Source organism: Curtobacterium sp. C1, from assembly GCF_021049325.1.
Taxonomy (GTDB): domain Bacteria; phylum Actinomycetota; class Actinomycetes; order Actinomycetales; family Microbacteriaceae; genus Curtobacterium; species Curtobacterium citreum.
Genome location: NZ_CP088076.1, coordinates 3,383,168 through 3,397,498 on the forward strand (window position 1 = coordinate 3,383,168; position 14,331 = coordinate 3,397,498).

The window sequence follows — 14,331 nt, forward strand, 5'->3', positions numbered from 1 at the left end:
CGCTCCACCCCCTCGTCTGAAAGGACATCACCATGAGCTTCCTCGGCTTCATCCTCCTCGGCCTCATCGCCGGTGCCATCGCCAAGCTGATCCTCCCGGGTCGTCAGGGCGGCGGCTGGCTGGCCACCCTCGTGCTCGGCGTGATCGGTGCCCTCATCGGCGGCTGGATCGGCGGCGCCGTCTTCGGCGTGGGGTACAACGGCTTCTTCAGCATCCAGTCGTGGATCATCGCGATCCTGGGCGCGCTCGTCGTGCTCGTCATCTGGGGTCTCATCACGGGCCGTCGCGGTAGCCGCGCCTGACCGCAGCAGGACCGTCGAACGCCCCCACCGGGAACGGTGGGGGCGTTCGTGCGTCCGGTCCCAGCAGGGCGGAGGCACAGCAGTGCGGCAGCGCAGCAGCGGCAGCGCGGCACTGCGGCAGCGCGGCACTGCGTCAGCAGAGCGGGACGTTCACCGCGAGCCCGCCCATCGCGGTCTCCTTGTACTTCGTCGACATGTCCGCGCCGGTCTGCCGCATGGTCTCGACGACCTGGTCGAGCGAGACGTGGTGCACCCCGTCGCCCCGCAGCGCCATCCGCGCCGCGTTGATCGCCTTGTTCGCCGCGATGGCGTTCCGCTCGATGCACGGGATCTGCACGAGCCCGCCGATCGGGTCACAGGTCAGCCCGAGGTTGTGCTCCATGGCGATCTCGGCCGCGTTCTCGACCTGCTCGGGCGTCCCACCGAGCACCTCGGCGAGCCCGGCGGCCGCCATCGACGCCGCGGAACCGACCTCGCCCTGGCACCCGACCTCGGCGCCGGAGATCGACGCCCGCTCCTTGTAGATCGAGCCGATCGCCCCGGCGGTCAGCAGGAAGCGGACCACCGCGTCGTCGCGCTCGTCCGGGGCGACCTCGGACACGTACGTGAGCGCGTAGTACAGCACCGCGGGGATGATCCCGGCGGCACCGTTCGTCGGCGCGGTGACGACCCGGCCGCCGGTGGCGTTCTCCTCGTTGACCGCCATCGCCGTCAGGTTGACCCACTCCATCGCGAACAGCGGGTCGTGGTGCGGGTCGTCGCGGGTGAGCTGCTCGTACCAGTTCGCGGCGCGCCGACGGACGGTCAGCCCGCCCGGCAAGGTCCCGGTGCGGCGGATGCTCCGGTCGACGCTCGCGCGCATCACGTCGTGCACGTGCAGGAGTCCGGCCCGGACCTGCTCCTCGGTGCGCGAGGCGGTCTCGTTCGCCATCGCGATGCCGCTGACGGGCAGGCCGGTCGCGGCGCAGGCGGCGAGCAGCTCGGCGCCGCTCGAGAACGCGTGGGGCACGGCGTCGTCGACGGGGATGGCGGCCTCGGCCACGGCGCCCTCGGTGTCGCTCGTGACGAACCCGCCGCCGATCGAGTAGTACGTCTCCTCGGAGAGCACGGTGCCCGCGGCGTCGCGGGCACCCAGGCGCATCGCGTTGGGGTGTCGCGGCAGCATGGTGAGCGGGTGCAGCACGATGTCGGCCTGCCGGAAGGGCACGGTCGGTCCCCCGGCCAGCGGCAGCTCCCCCGTCCGCTCGAGCTCGGCGAGCGCGGCCGCCATCGCGTCCGGGTCGACCGTCTCCGGGTCGGAGCCCATCAGGCCGGCGAGGACCGCTCCGAGCGTGCCGTGTCCCTGCCCCGTGGACGCGAGGGAGCCGTACAGGTGGACGTCGAGCGTCGCGACGGGTGCCCCGGCCAGCCGGGCCGCGAAGGCCGCTCCGGCACGCATCGGCCCGACGGTGTGGGAACTCGACGGGCCGATCCCGACGCTGAACAGATCGAAGACGGAGACCGGCACCCCGCCACACTAACCCGTCCGGACGGGCAGGCGGTCAGCGCGCAGAGTGGACCGCTCCATCGGCATGTCCGTGGGACACTCGACCCATGCCCATCCTCAACAAGGACATGCAGGTCTGCATCTCGCTGGCCGCACGACCGAGCAACATCGGCACCCGCTTCCACAACTTCCTCTACGACGAGCTCGGGCTGAACTACGCCTACAAGGCCTTCACCACGACGGACCTGCCCGGCGCCGTGACGGGCATCCGTGCGCTCGGCATCCGCGGCTGCTCGGTGTCGATGCCCTTCAAGGAGGCGGTCATCCCCCTCGTCGACGTCGTCGAGCCGTCCGCCGAGGCGATCCGGTCCGTCAACACCGTGGTGAACGACGACGGTGTGCTCACCGCGTCGAACACCGACTACGAGGCCGTCGCGTCCCTGCTCGACACCCACGGCGTCGACCGCGCGTCCCGTGTGGTGCTCCGCGGCTCCGGGGGCATGGCGAAGGCCGTCACGGCGGCGTTCCGCGGCGCGGGCTTCGAGCGCCTGACGGTCGTCGCGCGCAACACCGAGGCCGGTCCCGCCCTGGCCGAGCAGTACGGCTTCGACTGGGTCGCCTCCGAGCAGCACGCGCCGGACGCCGACGTCCTGGTGAACGTCACACCGCTCGGCATGCAGGGCGACGAGCAGGACGTGCTCGCCTTCGAGCAGGACCGGATCGACGCCGCGACGACCGTCTTCGACGTCGTCGCCTTCCCCTCCGAGACGCCGCTGGTGCGCGCCGGACGCGCGGCCGGCAAGCAGGTCGTCACCGGGGCCGAGGTCATCGCCCTCCAGGCGGCCCGCCAGTTCGAGCGGTACACCGGGGTCGCCCTGACGGACGACCAGGTGCGGCGCGCGAGCGCCTTCAGTCGCGAAGGGTGACCCGATGACGGCCGGGAGGATCGGGGCGGGCCCCGCCACGATCCTCCCGGCCGTCACGTCACCCGTTCCGCGACCGGCCCTCCGCGACCCAGCGGAGCCGCCGGATGCTCTCGTTGTTCCGGATCCAGATGCCCGGCTGCGCGATGAACCCCGGGACGAGCGCCCCGGGACCGCGGACCGGGTTCTCCCGCAGGGTGACCCGGCAGCCGCGCGGGTGCTCCTCGACCGTGACCTCGACGCGGGCCTCGCCCACGGGCCAGCCCTTCGCCTGGATCACCAGGCGGCGGGGCTCGTCGACCTCGAGGACGGTCGTCGTGTCGTTGATCAGGAACGGCCAGATGCCGAACGAGTGGTGCAGCTCGGTGCCCACCGCGGGCCAGCCCGGGTCCTGGCCGCGCATGCGCGAGGCGCCGACCACCCAGGTCGGGTAGAGCCAGCCGTCGCGGAGCACGTCGAAGACGTCCTCCGGGCTGCAGCGCAGGTTCCTGACGTTCTCGGCCATGGTCACTCCTCCGGTGCGAGGTCGACGTGCTCGGACAGCCCGAACGTGTGCCGCAGCACGCTCCGGGCTGCGTGCCACCCCGCCATGCCGTGCACGCCGGGCCCGGGGGCGGCCGCCTCCGAGCACAGGTACATGCCGCCGCCCATCCGCCACGGGTCGCTCGACAGGACGGGGCGCTTCACGAGCTGCCAGAAGCTCGCGGCGCCGGCGGCGATGTCCCCGCCGACGTAGTTCGGGTTGTACTCGGCCATCTGCACGGCGGTCCGGCTGGCCGACTGCAGGATCGTGTCGCGGAACCCCGGCGCGAACCGCTCGACCTGCCGCACCACCGCCTCGGTCGGGTCGACGTCCGAGCCCGCCGGCACGTGCGCGTACGCCCAGAAGACGTGCTTGCCGCGAGGGGCCCGACCAGGGTCGACCACCGTCGGCTCGCTCCCGAGGACGTACGGTCGGTCGGCGTGCCGGCCGTGCGCCACGGCGTGCTCGGCGGCCGCGATCTCCGACCGGGTCCCACCGATGTGGACCGTCCCGGCCTTCCGGAGCTCCGCGTTCGTCCACGGCACCGGGTCCGACAGGGCGAAGTCGACCTTGGCCGCCGCGTTCCCGAACCGGAAACGCCGCAGTGCCCCGCGCTTCGGCGTGGGGATCTGCTTCCCGGCGATCCGCAGCATGCCAGGCACGCTCGTGTCGAAGAGCACCGCCTTGGCCGGGGTGAGGTCGCCGAGGGACCGGATGTCCCGTCCGGTCTCGATCCGCCCGCCGTGGGCGAGCAGGTCCGCGGCGAGCGCGTCGACGATCGCCTGGCTGCCGCCGATCGGCACCGGCCAGCCCCGGGCGTGCGCGTACGAGCCGAGCGACAGGGCCGCGGCCGCGGTGGACAGCGACGGCAGGTGCTGGATCGAGTGCGCGGCGACGCCGGACACCATCGCGGGGGCGACCTGCTCGCGGAAGCGCACGTTCCAGGCCGCGGAGCCCTGCTCGAGGGCCCGGAGTCCGAAGCGCAGCACGGTGAGGGGGTGCCGCGGGACGTGGAGCAGGGCGTCCGTGGCGAAGTCCGCGACCTGGTCGGCGCTGCGCGCGAGGGGTGCCATGAGGTTCCGGAACGCCGGCCCGTCGAGCCCGAGGGCCGCCGCCGTCCGGTCGATGTCCTGGTAGGCGATGCCGGCGTCACCCCGGTCGAGCGGGTGCCCGTACTGCACCTCGGGCAGCCGGAGCTCGATGCGGTCCTCCATGCGGAACAGCCGGAAGAACTCGGACTGCAGCGCCATCGGGTGCACGGCGGAGCAGACGTCGTGGTGGAAGCCCGGCAGCGTGAGCTCGGCCGTCCGGGCGCCGCCGCCGATCGTCTCGTTCCGCTCGGCGACCTCGACCGACAGGCCCGCGCGTGCGAGCGTCACCGCCGCCGCGAGTCCGTTCGGTCCGGCTCCGACGACCACAGCATCCACCATGGGTCGAGCCTAGGGACCGGTGGCCTCGGGTGCGGTCAGGGGCGAGCGGCGTCCGCGTCGGCCGGGTCGGTGCCCTCGTCGGGAGCGTCGAGGTCGTCCGGCTCGTCGGCGTCCGCCGGGGTCGTCGCGGGCGACTCCCCCAGCGGGTGCTCGGCGAGCAGCGCCGCGAAGTCCTCGTCGAGCATCTGCTGCACGCGCTCGTCCCGACCGACCTCGTAGCCCTCGGTCGGACGCTGCGCCCACCCGAGCCGCCCGACGACGGTCGTGCCGATGTCGTCCCACGCCCGTGCCCGCGCCTGCAGGACGATCCCGTCGACGAAGCCCTGGTCGTCCCGGCGGCGGTCGAGCATCGCCGCGAGCTGCTCGTACGTGGCCTCACGGGTGCGGAGCTTCAGGTCGTCGCCGCGCTTGTAGTCGTGCTGGTGCCGCGACCGGCCCTTCTGCTTGCTCGAGGTCGCGCGGATCTCCCGCATCCGGGCGGCGTCCCCGCGCTCCTCCTCGGCCATGCGGTGCAGTTCCTCGCGCGTGGCCTCGGCGATCACGGCGTGGTCGAAGTACCCCTGGTCACGCAGGGAGTTCGTGATGATCCGGTTCGCCACGGCGACCACGATCGCGGCCTTCGCGATGAGGAACCCCTCGTCCACGGCACGCTTCAACTCCACCTGGCTCACGGGGCGGTCGCGCACGTCGTGCTTGTTGCGTCGTCCGAACAGGGCCATGCTCCGACGATACCGGCGCTCGGCCGTCCGTCCGCAGGGGGACCCGGGGATCACACCACGGAGGGACGCACGACCGTCGGCGGACTCGTACCGTCGAGGACATGGACACCACGCCGCACTCCCCCCGCACCGGTCTCGGGACCGCGAGCCTCGTCCTCGGCATCTGCTCGCTCCTGGCCGGCTGGACGTTCCTCGCCCCGGTCGTCGGGCTCTGCCTGGGCATCGCGTCGCGGAGCCGGGAGCCCCTGGCCCGCGGGCGCGCCGGGTGGGGCATCCTGCTCAACCTCGTCGCGCTCGCGGTCTGGGTCCTGCTCCTCGTGCTCCTGGTGGTCGGCGGCGCCTTCGCGCTGTGGACCGGGGCGACCCAGGGCAGCTGACCCGGCACGCGCGCAGGCCCGTCCGCACGAGCCCGCGCAGCCACGCAGCCACGCAGCCACGCAGCCACGCAGCGTCAGAACACCAGGCCGTACACCGCGACGTCGATCCGCCGAGGCCCGAGCGGCAACGCGCTCCGCAGGGTCCCCTCGTGCACGAAGCCGAGGCGTTCCGCGAGCGCACGACTCCGGACGTTGTCGACGCCGGTCCGGATCTCCACCCGCGCCGCCCGGCGTTCGCGGGCCACCCCCACGAGCACGGACGCAGCACGCCGCACGATCCCCCGGCCCTCGAAGTCGGCATCGATCCAGTAGCCGAGCGACGCCTGCCCGAGGTACGGGTCGACCGCCAGGGACGCCACCCCGACGACGCGCTCCGCCGACCGGATGACGCACGGCACCGCCCGGTCCATGGCGTACTGCCCGAGCAGCTGCTCGGTGTACCGCAGCATGTCGTCGCGGCTCGTCGGCGCCCACGCCCACGGCTCGGCGGTCCGGAGCCGGTCGAGGTTCGCCTGTACCAGCTCGTGCACGGCGTCGACCGTGGTCAGGTCGCGGAGCGTGAGCCTGTACCCGTCCCCGAGGTCCCGTCCGGATGCCGCCACGCGTCCGACACTATGCACGCGTCGCCCCGCCGTCCGGTCCGGATCGCGACGGACCCGCCGCGCTCCGGAGAACACCCTGCGTCCCTGCAAGTTTGCACACACTGTACTTCTGCAGCCCGCCGACGATTACAGTCGAGCCATGTCCGACACCGCGCCCGTGCCCACGATGGGCCTGCGCGACCGCAAGCGCCTCGAGACCCGCCGCCGCATCGCCGGGGCGGCCCGGTCCCTCGCCCTCGAGCACGACCTCGACCGCACCACGATCGAGCAGATCGCCGCGCGCGCGGACGTCTCGCCGCGCACCTTCTTCAACTACTTCGAGAGCAAGGAGGACGCGGTCCTCGGGCACACCGAGCTCGACCTGTCCCCGGAGACCCTCGACGCGCACCTGCAGGCCGTGGCCGGGCGTCCGGTGGTCGAGGCGGTCGTGGACCTGGCGTTCCTGGTGTTCGGCGACTCGTTCGGCGACGAGTCCGAGCGCGTCGACCGCAAGGAGGTCGTCGTCCGCTTCCCCCAGCTCATGCGCCGGCAGGTCGCCCGGATGACCCTGGTGGCCGAGGCGATGACCGGGGCCGTCCGCACGATCCTCGCGCGCGACCCGGCCTGGGGTCCGGACGCCGCGACGCCCGAGGCCGCCGAGATGCTCCTCGGCATGTGCATGACCGGGCTCCGCAGTGCCGCGAAGGGCGACGGGTCGGACCCCGCCGACGTGCGCGCGCGCCTGGTGGCGACCATCCGCGACACCGCGACCCGCCTGGCCTGACCGGCCCCGTGCCTCCAGTCCGTCCGTCGGCACCCGTCGCATCCCGTGGGTGAGCAGAAGACGTCGGGTCTCCTTCGATGACCCGACGTCTTCTGCTCACCCACGCGAACCCGCGCGCCCGCGCGCAGCCCGCTACGGCTCCGTGATGAAGCCCTCCCGCACCATCCAGTCGAACGCCACGTCCGCGGGCTCCCGCCCCTCGACGTCGACCTGCCGGTTCAGCTCCTGCAGCACGGCGTCCGTCAGCTTCGGCGAGATCTGGTCGTACACGTCGCGGAGCTGCGGGTACTCGCGCAGCGTCGCCGAGTCGATCACGGGGGCCACGTTGTACGCCGGGAAGAACCCGCGGTCGTCCTCGAGCACCGTCAGCCCGAGCGACTTGATGCGCCCGTCCGTCGTGAAGACCTCGCCGAAGTTGCACTTGCCCCGGTCGGTCGCCGTGTAGACGGTCCCGGTGTCGAGGATGCTGACGTTCGAGGTCGGCACGCCGTTCTCCCCCGAACCGCCGAGCTCCAGCCCGTACTTCTCGAGCATCGGCTTGAAGCCGTCCGCACGCGAGTTGAACTCCGACTCCACGCAGAACGTGCGCTGGTCGAGCGGCAGCTTCGTGATGTCCGACAGGGTCTGCACGTCGCCGAGCTCGGACACGGCCTCGTCCCGGACCGCGAACGCGTACGTGTTGTTCATGGGCGCCGGCTCGAGCCAGGTCAGCCCGTTGCCCGCGTCCTCCTGCTTGACCGCCTGCCACTGCTCGGTCTTGTCCGGGATCCCCTGCTCGTGCCCCATGAAGGTCAGCCAGGCGGTGCCCGTGTACTCGTACGTGAAGTCCGCACCGTGCGAGGTCATCAGCTCGCGCACCGCGACCGATCCCGGCACGTTCGTCTCGTCCGTGACGTCGAACCCGGCGGCCTTCGCGGCGAGGACCGCGATCTTGCCGAGCACGAGCTGCTCGGTGAAGTTCTTCGACGTCACCGTCAGGTGCGCGTCGTCGGGCAGGTCGTCGATCCGCTGGATCGAGCCGGGTGCCGCACCGGGGACGAAGGACGCGGCGGGCTGCAGGCCGCAGCCGGTCAGGACGAGGGCGCTCGCCCCCGCCACGGCGGCGGCGGTCAGGACGCGGCGACGGACCGACGGACGGGAGGCACGGGGTGCGCCCGCAGCGTCGGCTCGGCTCGAGCTGCGGGTCGGGCTGTCGGGGGTCGGGCTGTCGGGGGTCGGGCTGTCGGGGGTCATCGGAGTCCCTTCGGTCGCGCGACCGTCTCGACGACACGGCCGATCCAGTCGATGGTGAGGGCGAGGAGCGCCACGAGGAGCGCCCCGGAGACGAGTACCTTCGGCAGGAACAGGTTCACGCCCGTCGTGATGAGCAGGCCGAGGCCACCGGCGCCGACGAAGGTCGCCAGGCTCGCGGTGCCGACGAGCAGCACGAGCGCCGTGCGGATGCCGGAGAGCATCACCGGCACGGCCAGCGGCAGCTCGACCTTGAGCAGGACGGCGAAGGCGCTCATGCCCATGCCCCGCCCGGCCTCGACGAGCCGCTCGTCGACGCTCTGCACGCCGAGCATCGTGTTCCGGAGCACCGGCAGGATCGCGTAGAGCACCAGGGCGACGACCGCAGACCAGCTGTTCAGCCCGAGCCACGCCGCGAGCAGCACGATGAGCCCGACCGCGGGGGCCGCCTGACCGAAGTTCGCGACGGCGATCACGGCCGTGCTCGCCCGGCGGAACGGCCCGCGGGTGAGCAGCACGCCGAGCGGGATGCCGATCACGAGCACGAGCACCGTCGCCTGCAGGGTGAGCACGAGGTGCTGCCCGGTCAGGTCCAGGATGCCGCTCGGGTTGAGCGTCGAGCGCTCGGTCGCCGTCAGGTCCGCCGTGGCGAGCCAGACGACGAACCCGGCGAGGACGACCAGGATCGCGATCGGCTGTACGAGCAGGCCCTTCCACGGGGTGCGTTCGGCGGTCCCGGCGCCCGTGGCCGGGCCGGTGGCGACCGCGGTCACAGTTCCTCCCCGGAGGCAGCGATGGTCGGCGCTGCCGGCGAGGACGGCAGGGTCTCGATCGGGTTCGTGTTCGTGCCGACCGGGGCGTACGCCTGATCGGACGCGGCGGCCGCGCGGGACCGGGTGATGGCGTCCATCACGGTCTCCACGGTGATGACCCCGCGGAAGGACTCGCCGCGACCGGTGACGAGCGCCGCACCGGCGCTCGACACGAGCATGGTGTCGAGGGCGTCGTTCAGCGTCGCGGCCTCGCCCACGACGGGCAGGTCGGGCTCGATGCCCTCGGGCACCCGGGTCAGGCGCTCGAGCTGGCGGCGGGTCGGCCACCCCACCGGACGCTGGCGCCGGTCGACGACGACGGCGTGCTGGTGCCCGCCGGCCTCGTCCATCCGCTGCAGCACGGCTTTCGTCTCCTCGCCGGCGGAGCACGTCACCGCGGGGGCGAGCTCGACGTCGCGGACACGGTTCAGGGTGAGCTGCTTGAGCCCGGCGCCCGAGCCGATGAAGTTCTCGACGAACTCGTTGGCCGGTTCCGCGAGGATCCGCTCCGGGGTGTCGTACTGCACGATGTGGGCGCCCTCGGTGAAGATCACGATCCAGTCGCCGAGCTTCACGGCCTCGTCGAAGTCGTGCGTGACGATGACGATCGTCTTGTGCAGCTCCTCCTGGATGCGCAGGAGCTCGTCCTGCAGGCGCTGCCGGGTGATCGGGTCGACGGCACCGAAGGGCTCGTCCATGAGCAGGACGGGCGGGTCCGCGGCGAGCGCTCGGGCGACGCCCACGCGCTGCTGCTGGCCGCCGGAGAGCTCGCGGGGGAAGCGGTCGCGGTAGGTGTCCGGGTCGAGCGAGACGAGGTCGAGCAGCTCGTCGACGCGGGCCGCGATCTTCTCCTTCGACCAGCCGAGCATCTTCGGCACGATCGCGATGTTCGCGGCGACCGTCATGTGCGGGAAGAGCCCCCCGGCCTGGATGACGTAGCCCATGCGGCGGCGGAGCTCGTCGCCGTCGATGCTCGTGACGTCCTCGTCGCCGACGACGATGCGGCCCTCGGTCGGCTCGATGAGCCGGTTGATCATCTTGAGGGTCGTGGTCTTGCCGCAGCCGGACGGGCCGACGAGCATGACGACCTTGCCGGCCGGGATCTCCAGCGTGATGCCGTCGACGGCGGGCTTCTGCTGGCCCGGGTAGCGCTTGGTGACCTCGTCGAGCAGGATGCTCCGGCCGGTCACGTCCCCCTCGGGCGCGGTGCCGGATGCGTGGTCGGTGGTGGCGTGGTCAGTGCTGGACACGGATACCTCTCGAGGTGGTCAGGCGGCCGAGGCCGATGAGGAGCAGGTCGAGGACGAGGGCGAGCAGGACGACCCCGACGACCCCGACGACGACCGAGTTGAGGGCGTTCGCCCCGCCGAGGCGGGACAGGCCCGAGAAGATGAAGCCGCCGAGTCCGGGGCCGAGTGCGTAGGCGGCGATCGCGGCGATGCCCATCACCATCTGCGCGGAGACCCGCACACCGCTGAGGATGATCGGCCACGCCATCGGGAGCTCGACCTGCACGAGCGTGCGGATCCGGCTCATCCCGATGCCGCGGGCGGACTCCACCACGGTCGGCGGGATCTCGGCGAGCCCGACGACGGCGTTCCGCAGGATCGGCAGCGTGGCGAAGAAGACGACCGTGACGACGGACGGCACGACGCCGAAGCCGAGCGGCACGATGAGCAGGCCGATGACGGCGAAGGACGGCAGCGTGAGGCCGATCGCCGAGATCGCGTTGGCGGCCGAGCTGAGCCGTGGACTGCGGTAGACGAGCGTGGCGAGCACCACGGCGATGAGCGTCGCGAGCACCGTGCACTGGACCACCAGTGAGAAGTGCTGCCACGACGAGAACCAGATCTGGTCCCATCGCTCCGAGACGTACTGGAACACGGGCGGGTGCCCCTCCCTGGTCGGTCGAACGCCCCACATGACGGGGCACGAACCCGACCGACCGTACGCAGGGCACCCCGTGCTTGTACAACGGCAAACGTCGATATCCCGCGGATCCTGCGCGTTTCACCAGCAGGGAACCCCAGATCAGCGGCGGGAGGGAGCGGTCAACCTGGGAGAACGGTAACGATACCGAGCGACCTTCGGCTACTGGTGCTGACCGGGCAGACCCGAGCGCTCGGCGATGTCCACCAGGTGCTGACGCCAGGCGGCCCACTCCGAGGGGGTCTTCGCGGCGAGGTTGCCGTCCCCGTCGCCTGCCAGACCGTCGAGCATCTCGCGGACGATGTCGGCGTGCCCCGCGTGCCGGGCGGTCTCGTACGCCATGTGCACGAGGATCCGGTGGAGCGTGACCTCGCGGCGGTCCTCGGGCCACCACGGGACGACCCCGCGGGCGTCGAGGTCGAGTGCCGCGATCGTCGCGTCGGCGTGCGCGGCGCTCCGGTGGTGGAACGCGATCACATCGGCCATCGACTCGTCGAGCGATGCGTACATGTCGGCGCCGTCCCACGAGTCGAGCCAGGCCGGGGCGTCCGGCAGCGGCCGGTCGAACACGAGCCCGAGGTACCCGGCCTGCACGCCCGCGACGTGCTTGACCAGGCCGAGCACGTTCGTCCCGGTCGGGGTGAGCGGCCACCGGGCCTGTCGCTCGGCGAGCCCGTCGAGCTTCGCGAGCAGCGCGGCGCGGTGCTTCTGCAGGTACCGGTGCAGCGTGTCCTTGACCATCGCCGCGTCCGTCGTGGGCGTGGTGCCCTCGGCGGACAGCGACGACAGGCCGGTCGCGGCGATCGACTCCGTCGGCTGGGCGGGCGTGACCTCGGGGACCGGATCGGCACTCGTCATGTCGCCGATGCTGCCACCCGTCGGGCCTGCACGCGCTCCGACTCGTGCACCGCGACGCGTTCCGCGGTCAGGAGCAGCGACGCGACCTCGGCGGCCGTGCGCGTCGGGGCGTCGTTCCAGCTCGTCAGGTCGCGGACCCGGGCCATCCGCAGGTCCGGCGCGGGACACCAGGCGACCGACTGTCCCTCGTCACGGGCCAGTGCGTGCCACACCAGGTCGAGCGCCCGCTGCACCGGCTGGGAGTGCACCGCCTGCGGACCACCGGCGGCGGAGACGACCGCGCCGACCAGGCACGCGGCGACGAGCGGCCGGCCCTGGACGTCCATCCCCGCGGCACTCGAGGCCTTGCGGACCCGTCCGTGCTCGTCGAGGTACGCGAACCACGCGTGCTGGGTCCAGCCGCGCTCGACGACCTCGCGCGCCGTGGTGAGCAGGCGCTGCAGGTCGTCGAGCTCACGGAGGTGCTCGACGATCCGACGGTCGCGCGCCGCGGCTCGGCGGACCGCCCAGCGGTCGAGGAGTGCACGGAGTCCGTGCCGCGGACGATCTGCGGCGGGGGCGGACGGGGCGGGGGAGGCGTCGGTGTCGACGTCGTGCGGGACGCGGAACTCGAGGGTCATCAGGCCCCTCCGATCTCCAGTGCACGGACAGGTGAGGGAACGATAAGCCCGTGCGACCTCAGTCGTCCAGCACCGCGTCGATCGCCCGTGCCGCGACCGTCCGGAAGGCGTGTTCGTCGCTCGTCGCGAGCGCCGAGGCGATGGCGACCGCCCACCCCCGGGCGCGCGTCCAGGTGGCGTCGTCGGCCGCGACGGCCGTCGTGAAGGTGCGACGGGCCTGACGGTCGAGCGTCAGCCAGCGGGTCGCGAGGTCCACGGCGGGGTCGCCCGCGGTCACGTCGCCGAAGTCGACGACCGCCGCCAGGCGGCGTGCACCGTCGGCGTCGTCGGTCACGAGCAGGTTGCAGGGGTGCAGGTCGCCGTGCACCCAGACGGGAGGCCCGTGGTGCGCGGGTGCGTCCACCGCGGTCCGCCAGGCCTCGCCCAGGGCCGCGGCACGCGGCACGCCGGGTCCGTCCAGGCGTGCGCGGACCGCCGCGTCCCGGGTCGCGAGGGGCACCGCACGGACCGGGTTCACGGGCGCGTCCGCCGGTGCGGGGACGTGCAGCCGCTGGACGAACGCGGCGAGCGCCCGGGCGACCCGCTCGCCCTGCGCGACCGGTCCGGCCGGAGTGCCCGCGAACCAGGGGACGACGCTCCACGACCACGGGTAGCCGAGCGCGGGGCGGCCGGTGCGCACGGGCGCCGGGACCGGGACGACGTCCGCGACGAGCGCCGCGAGGTCCGGCAGCCAGCGCTGCTCGTGCTCGACGAGGACGGCTGCGGCGGCGCGGCGGGGGAGTCGCACCGCCAGGTCGTCCCCGGCACGCACGAGCACGTTGTCCCAGCCGTTCGCGGCGACCCGCAGCGGCAGGTCCGCGAGGTCGGGGTGCTGGTCCCGGAGCAGGGCCGCCACGAGTGCGACGTCGACGTCGTGTTCGGCGGGCGGGGTGGGCATCCGGTCACGGTAGTGGAACGATCCTCGATTCCCCGTGAACGGGGGATCGGGCGGAAACGTACTCCTTGGTATCCTCACAACGAAGCGACGTGGGTGTCCCTGGGGGGACCCGCGTCGCTCAGTCGGCCGGGGCGGGGTCCGGTGCGATGATCGCGACGAGGCGGGGGATCGCCGGGCGGGTCTGCTCCGTGACGATCCCGGAGAGCAGGACCGACCAGAGCTCGCGGAGCCGCTCGTACAGGTCCGCGCGGTCGTGCAGCAGGTCCGACACCATCTGCACCCCGGTGTACGCGGGGCTGATCACACGCCCGACGAGCTCCGGGTCCCACGACGGGTCGACTTCGCCCGCGTCGATCGCCCGGCGGACGACGGTCGCGGTGTGGTGCATCCAGTCCGTGTAGGGGTCGCGCCGGGGGACGTCGACCGCGTGCTCGTCGGTCGACAGTCGGATGCCGGCGGACACGACGACCTCGCGGACCATCTGCGTCGCGACGCTCTGCGACATCCACATGAGCGACTCGAGCGGTGTGGTGCCGCGGAGCGCCGCCTGCTCGGCGTACCGACGCGAGACCTCGTGCTGCTCGGCGATCACGGCGCCGGCGATGTCGGCCTTCGAGCGGAAGTGGAAGTACAGCGCGCCCTTGGTCAGCCCGGCGCGCTCGGCCACCCCGTCCATCGACGCCCCGCGGTACCCCCGCTCGTCGAACTCGCCGGCGGCCGCCCGGATGAGGGCCGCCCGGGTCGCCACCGCACGCTGCTGCCGAACCCTGCCGTCCTGCGCCATGCAGTCGATCGTAGCCACCGCTCCGAACTGAGCCGT

Annotated in this window: 17 protein-coding genes; 4 read left to right on the forward strand and 13 right to left on the reverse strand. The window is 72.7% G+C overall.

The window, feature by feature from the left end; translation table 11 throughout:
• Positions 1–32: 32 nt before the first annotated feature.
• On the forward strand, positions 33–302 hold the full coding sequence (locus LQK89_RS16230; RefSeq protein WP_058741314.1) for a GlsB/YeaQ/YmgE family stress response membrane protein: 270 nt from the start codon (positions 33–35) through the stop codon (positions 300–302).
• A gap of 133 nt (positions 303–435) precedes the next feature.
• Here the strand turns inward: LQK89_RS16230 and LQK89_RS16235 are convergent, their stop codons facing one another.
• Positions 436–1,809, reverse strand: coding sequence for an L-serine ammonia-lyase (locus LQK89_RS16235; RefSeq protein ID WP_141859447.1), 1,374 nt, complete (start codon positions 1,807–1,809; stop codon positions 436–438).
• 86 nt (positions 1,810–1,895) lie between these two features.
• On the opposite strand from LQK89_RS16235, the gene LQK89_RS16240 reads away from it, so the two are divergent.
• Positions 1,896–2,714, forward strand: a complete 819-nt coding sequence (locus LQK89_RS16240) for a shikimate 5-dehydrogenase (protein ID WP_231049704.1) — start codon at positions 1,896–1,898, stop codon at positions 2,712–2,714.
• Between the two features lie 58 nt (positions 2,715–2,772).
• On the opposite strand, the gene LQK89_RS16245 is transcribed toward LQK89_RS16240, so the two are convergent.
• From LQK89_RS16245 to LQK89_RS16255, 3 genes are read right to left on the reverse strand one after another with little or no spacing between them, the layout of a single operon-like run.
• Complete coding sequence (locus tag LQK89_RS16245; RefSeq protein WP_231049705.1) at positions 2,773–3,216, reverse strand: SRPBCC family protein; 444 nt, start codon at positions 3,214–3,216, stop codon at positions 2,773–2,775.
• 2 nt (positions 3,217–3,218) lie between these two features.
• Complete coding sequence (locus tag LQK89_RS16250; protein WP_231049706.1) at positions 3,219–4,664, reverse strand: phytoene desaturase family protein; 1,446 nt, start codon at positions 4,662–4,664, stop codon at positions 3,219–3,221.
• 35 nt (positions 4,665–4,699) lie between these two features.
• Positions 4,700–5,383, reverse strand: coding sequence for a hypothetical protein (locus tag LQK89_RS16255; protein WP_175326833.1), 684 nt, complete (start codon positions 5,381–5,383; stop codon positions 4,700–4,702).
• Between the two features lie 101 nt (positions 5,384–5,484).
• Here LQK89_RS16255 and LQK89_RS16260 point away from each other — a divergent pair, with 101 nt between their 5' ends.
• Positions 5,485–5,760 carry a hypothetical protein gene (locus tag LQK89_RS16260; RefSeq protein WP_231049707.1) on the forward strand — a complete coding sequence of 92 codons (276 nt, stop codon included), beginning with the start codon at positions 5,485–5,487 and terminating at the stop codon, positions 5,758–5,760.
• A 74-nt stretch (positions 5,761–5,834) separates the two neighbouring features.
• Here LQK89_RS16260 and LQK89_RS16265 read toward each other — a convergent pair whose 3' ends face one another.
• Positions 5,835–6,362, reverse strand: coding sequence for a GNAT family N-acetyltransferase (locus LQK89_RS16265; RefSeq protein WP_231049708.1), 528 nt, complete (start codon positions 6,360–6,362; stop codon positions 5,835–5,837).
• A 139-nt stretch (positions 6,363–6,501) separates the two neighbouring features.
• Between LQK89_RS16265 and LQK89_RS16270 the strand changes: the two genes are divergently transcribed.
• Positions 6,502–7,125 carry a TetR/AcrR family transcriptional regulator gene (locus tag LQK89_RS16270; RefSeq protein ID WP_058741306.1) on the forward strand — a complete coding sequence of 208 codons (624 nt, stop codon included), beginning with the start codon at positions 6,502–6,504 and terminating at the stop codon, positions 7,123–7,125.
• Positions 7,126–7,257: 132 nt separating this feature from the next.
• Here the strand turns inward: LQK89_RS16270 and LQK89_RS16275 are convergent, their stop codons facing one another.
• The 8 genes from LQK89_RS16275 to LQK89_RS16310 all read right to left on the reverse strand — a co-directional run bounded on the left by LQK89_RS16275 (position 7,258) and on the right by LQK89_RS16310 (position 14,295).
• Positions 7,258–8,358, reverse strand: a complete 1,101-nt coding sequence (locus LQK89_RS16275) for a glycine betaine ABC transporter substrate-binding protein (RefSeq protein WP_231049709.1) — start codon at positions 8,356–8,358, stop codon at positions 7,258–7,260.
• Positions 8,355–9,128: an ABC transporter permease gene (locus LQK89_RS16280; protein ID WP_174777277.1), complete on the reverse strand. Its 774-nt coding sequence runs from the start codon at positions 9,126–9,128 to the stop codon at positions 8,355–8,357. Before LQK89_RS16280 ends, LQK89_RS16275 begins: the two co-directional genes overlap by 4 nt.
• Positions 9,125–10,417: an ABC transporter ATP-binding protein gene (locus tag LQK89_RS16285; RefSeq protein ID WP_114849277.1), complete on the reverse strand. Its 1,293-nt coding sequence runs from the start codon at positions 10,415–10,417 to the stop codon at positions 9,125–9,127. The genes LQK89_RS16280 and LQK89_RS16285 overlap by 4 nt, the downstream gene beginning before the upstream one ends.
• Positions 10,404–11,051 (reverse strand): ABC transporter permease, encoded by a 648-nt coding sequence (locus LQK89_RS16290; protein ID WP_058741302.1) that lies wholly within the window; start codon positions 11,049–11,051, stop codon positions 10,404–10,406. Before LQK89_RS16290 ends, LQK89_RS16285 begins: the two co-directional genes overlap by 14 nt.
• A 207-nt stretch (positions 11,052–11,258) precedes the next feature.
• Positions 11,259–11,954, reverse strand: a complete 696-nt coding sequence (locus tag LQK89_RS16295; RefSeq protein WP_083519858.1) for a DinB family protein — start codon at positions 11,952–11,954, stop codon at positions 11,259–11,261.
• A complete protein-coding gene (locus LQK89_RS16300; RefSeq protein ID WP_231049710.1) occupies positions 11,951–12,574 on the reverse strand; it encodes a DUF6197 family protein in 624 nt (207 codons plus the stop codon). The genes LQK89_RS16295 and LQK89_RS16300 overlap by 4 nt, the downstream gene beginning before the upstream one ends.
• A 58-nt stretch (positions 12,575–12,632) precedes the next feature.
• On the reverse strand, positions 12,633–13,511 hold the full coding sequence (locus tag LQK89_RS16305; RefSeq protein WP_231049711.1) for an aminoglycoside phosphotransferase family protein: 879 nt from the start codon (positions 13,509–13,511) through the stop codon (positions 12,633–12,635).
• Between the two features lie 118 nt (positions 13,512–13,629).
• Positions 13,630–14,295, reverse strand: a complete 666-nt coding sequence (locus LQK89_RS16310; RefSeq protein ID WP_083519857.1) for a ScbR family autoregulator-binding transcription factor — start codon at positions 14,293–14,295, stop codon at positions 13,630–13,632.
• Positions 14,296–14,331 lie beyond the last annotated feature (36 nt).

Excerpts from the sequence above, each read along its gene's own strand:
- LQK89_RS16240 (WP_231049704.1), top strand. The coding sequence starts at position 1,896 with ATGCCCATCCTCAACAAGGACATGCAGGTCTGCATCTCGCTGGCCGCA.
- LQK89_RS16260 (WP_231049707.1), top strand. The coding sequence starts at position 5,485 with ATGGACACCACGCCGCACTCCCCCCGCACCGGTCTCGGGACCGCGAGC.
- LQK89_RS16295 (WP_083519858.1), bottom strand. The coding sequence starts at position 11,954 with ATGACGAGTGCCGATCCGGTCCCCGAGGTCACGCCCGCCCAGCCGACG.
- LQK89_RS16300 (WP_231049710.1), bottom strand. The coding sequence starts at position 12,574 with ATGACCCTCGAGTTCCGCGTCCCGCACGACGTCGACACCGACGCCTCC.
- LQK89_RS16245 (WP_231049705.1), bottom strand. The coding sequence starts at position 3,216 with ATGGCCGAGAACGTCAGGAACCTGCGCTGCAGCCCGGAGGACGTCTTC.
- LQK89_RS16270 (WP_058741306.1), top strand. The coding sequence starts at position 6,502 with ATGTCCGACACCGCGCCCGTGCCCACGATGGGCCTGCGCGACCGCAAG.
- LQK89_RS16250 (WP_231049706.1), bottom strand. The coding sequence starts at position 4,664 with ATGGTGGATGCTGTGGTCGTCGGAGCCGGACCGAACGGACTCGCGGCG.
- LQK89_RS16255 (WP_175326833.1), bottom strand. The coding sequence starts at position 5,383 with ATGGCCCTGTTCGGACGACGCAACAAGCACGACGTGCGCGACCGCCCC.
- LQK89_RS16305 (WP_231049711.1), bottom strand. The coding sequence starts at position 13,511 with ATGCCCACCCCGCCCGCCGAACACGACGTCGACGTCGCACTCGTGGCG.
- LQK89_RS16230 (WP_058741314.1), top strand. The coding sequence starts at position 33 with ATGAGCTTCCTCGGCTTCATCCTCCTCGGCCTCATCGCCGGTGCCATC.
- LQK89_RS16310 (WP_083519857.1), bottom strand. The coding sequence starts at position 14,295 with ATGGCGCAGGACGGCAGGGTTCGGCAGCAGCGTGCGGTGGCGACCCGG.
- LQK89_RS16275 (WP_231049709.1), bottom strand. The coding sequence starts at position 8,358 with ATGACCCCCGACAGCCCGACCCCCGACAGCCCGACCCCCGACAGCCCG.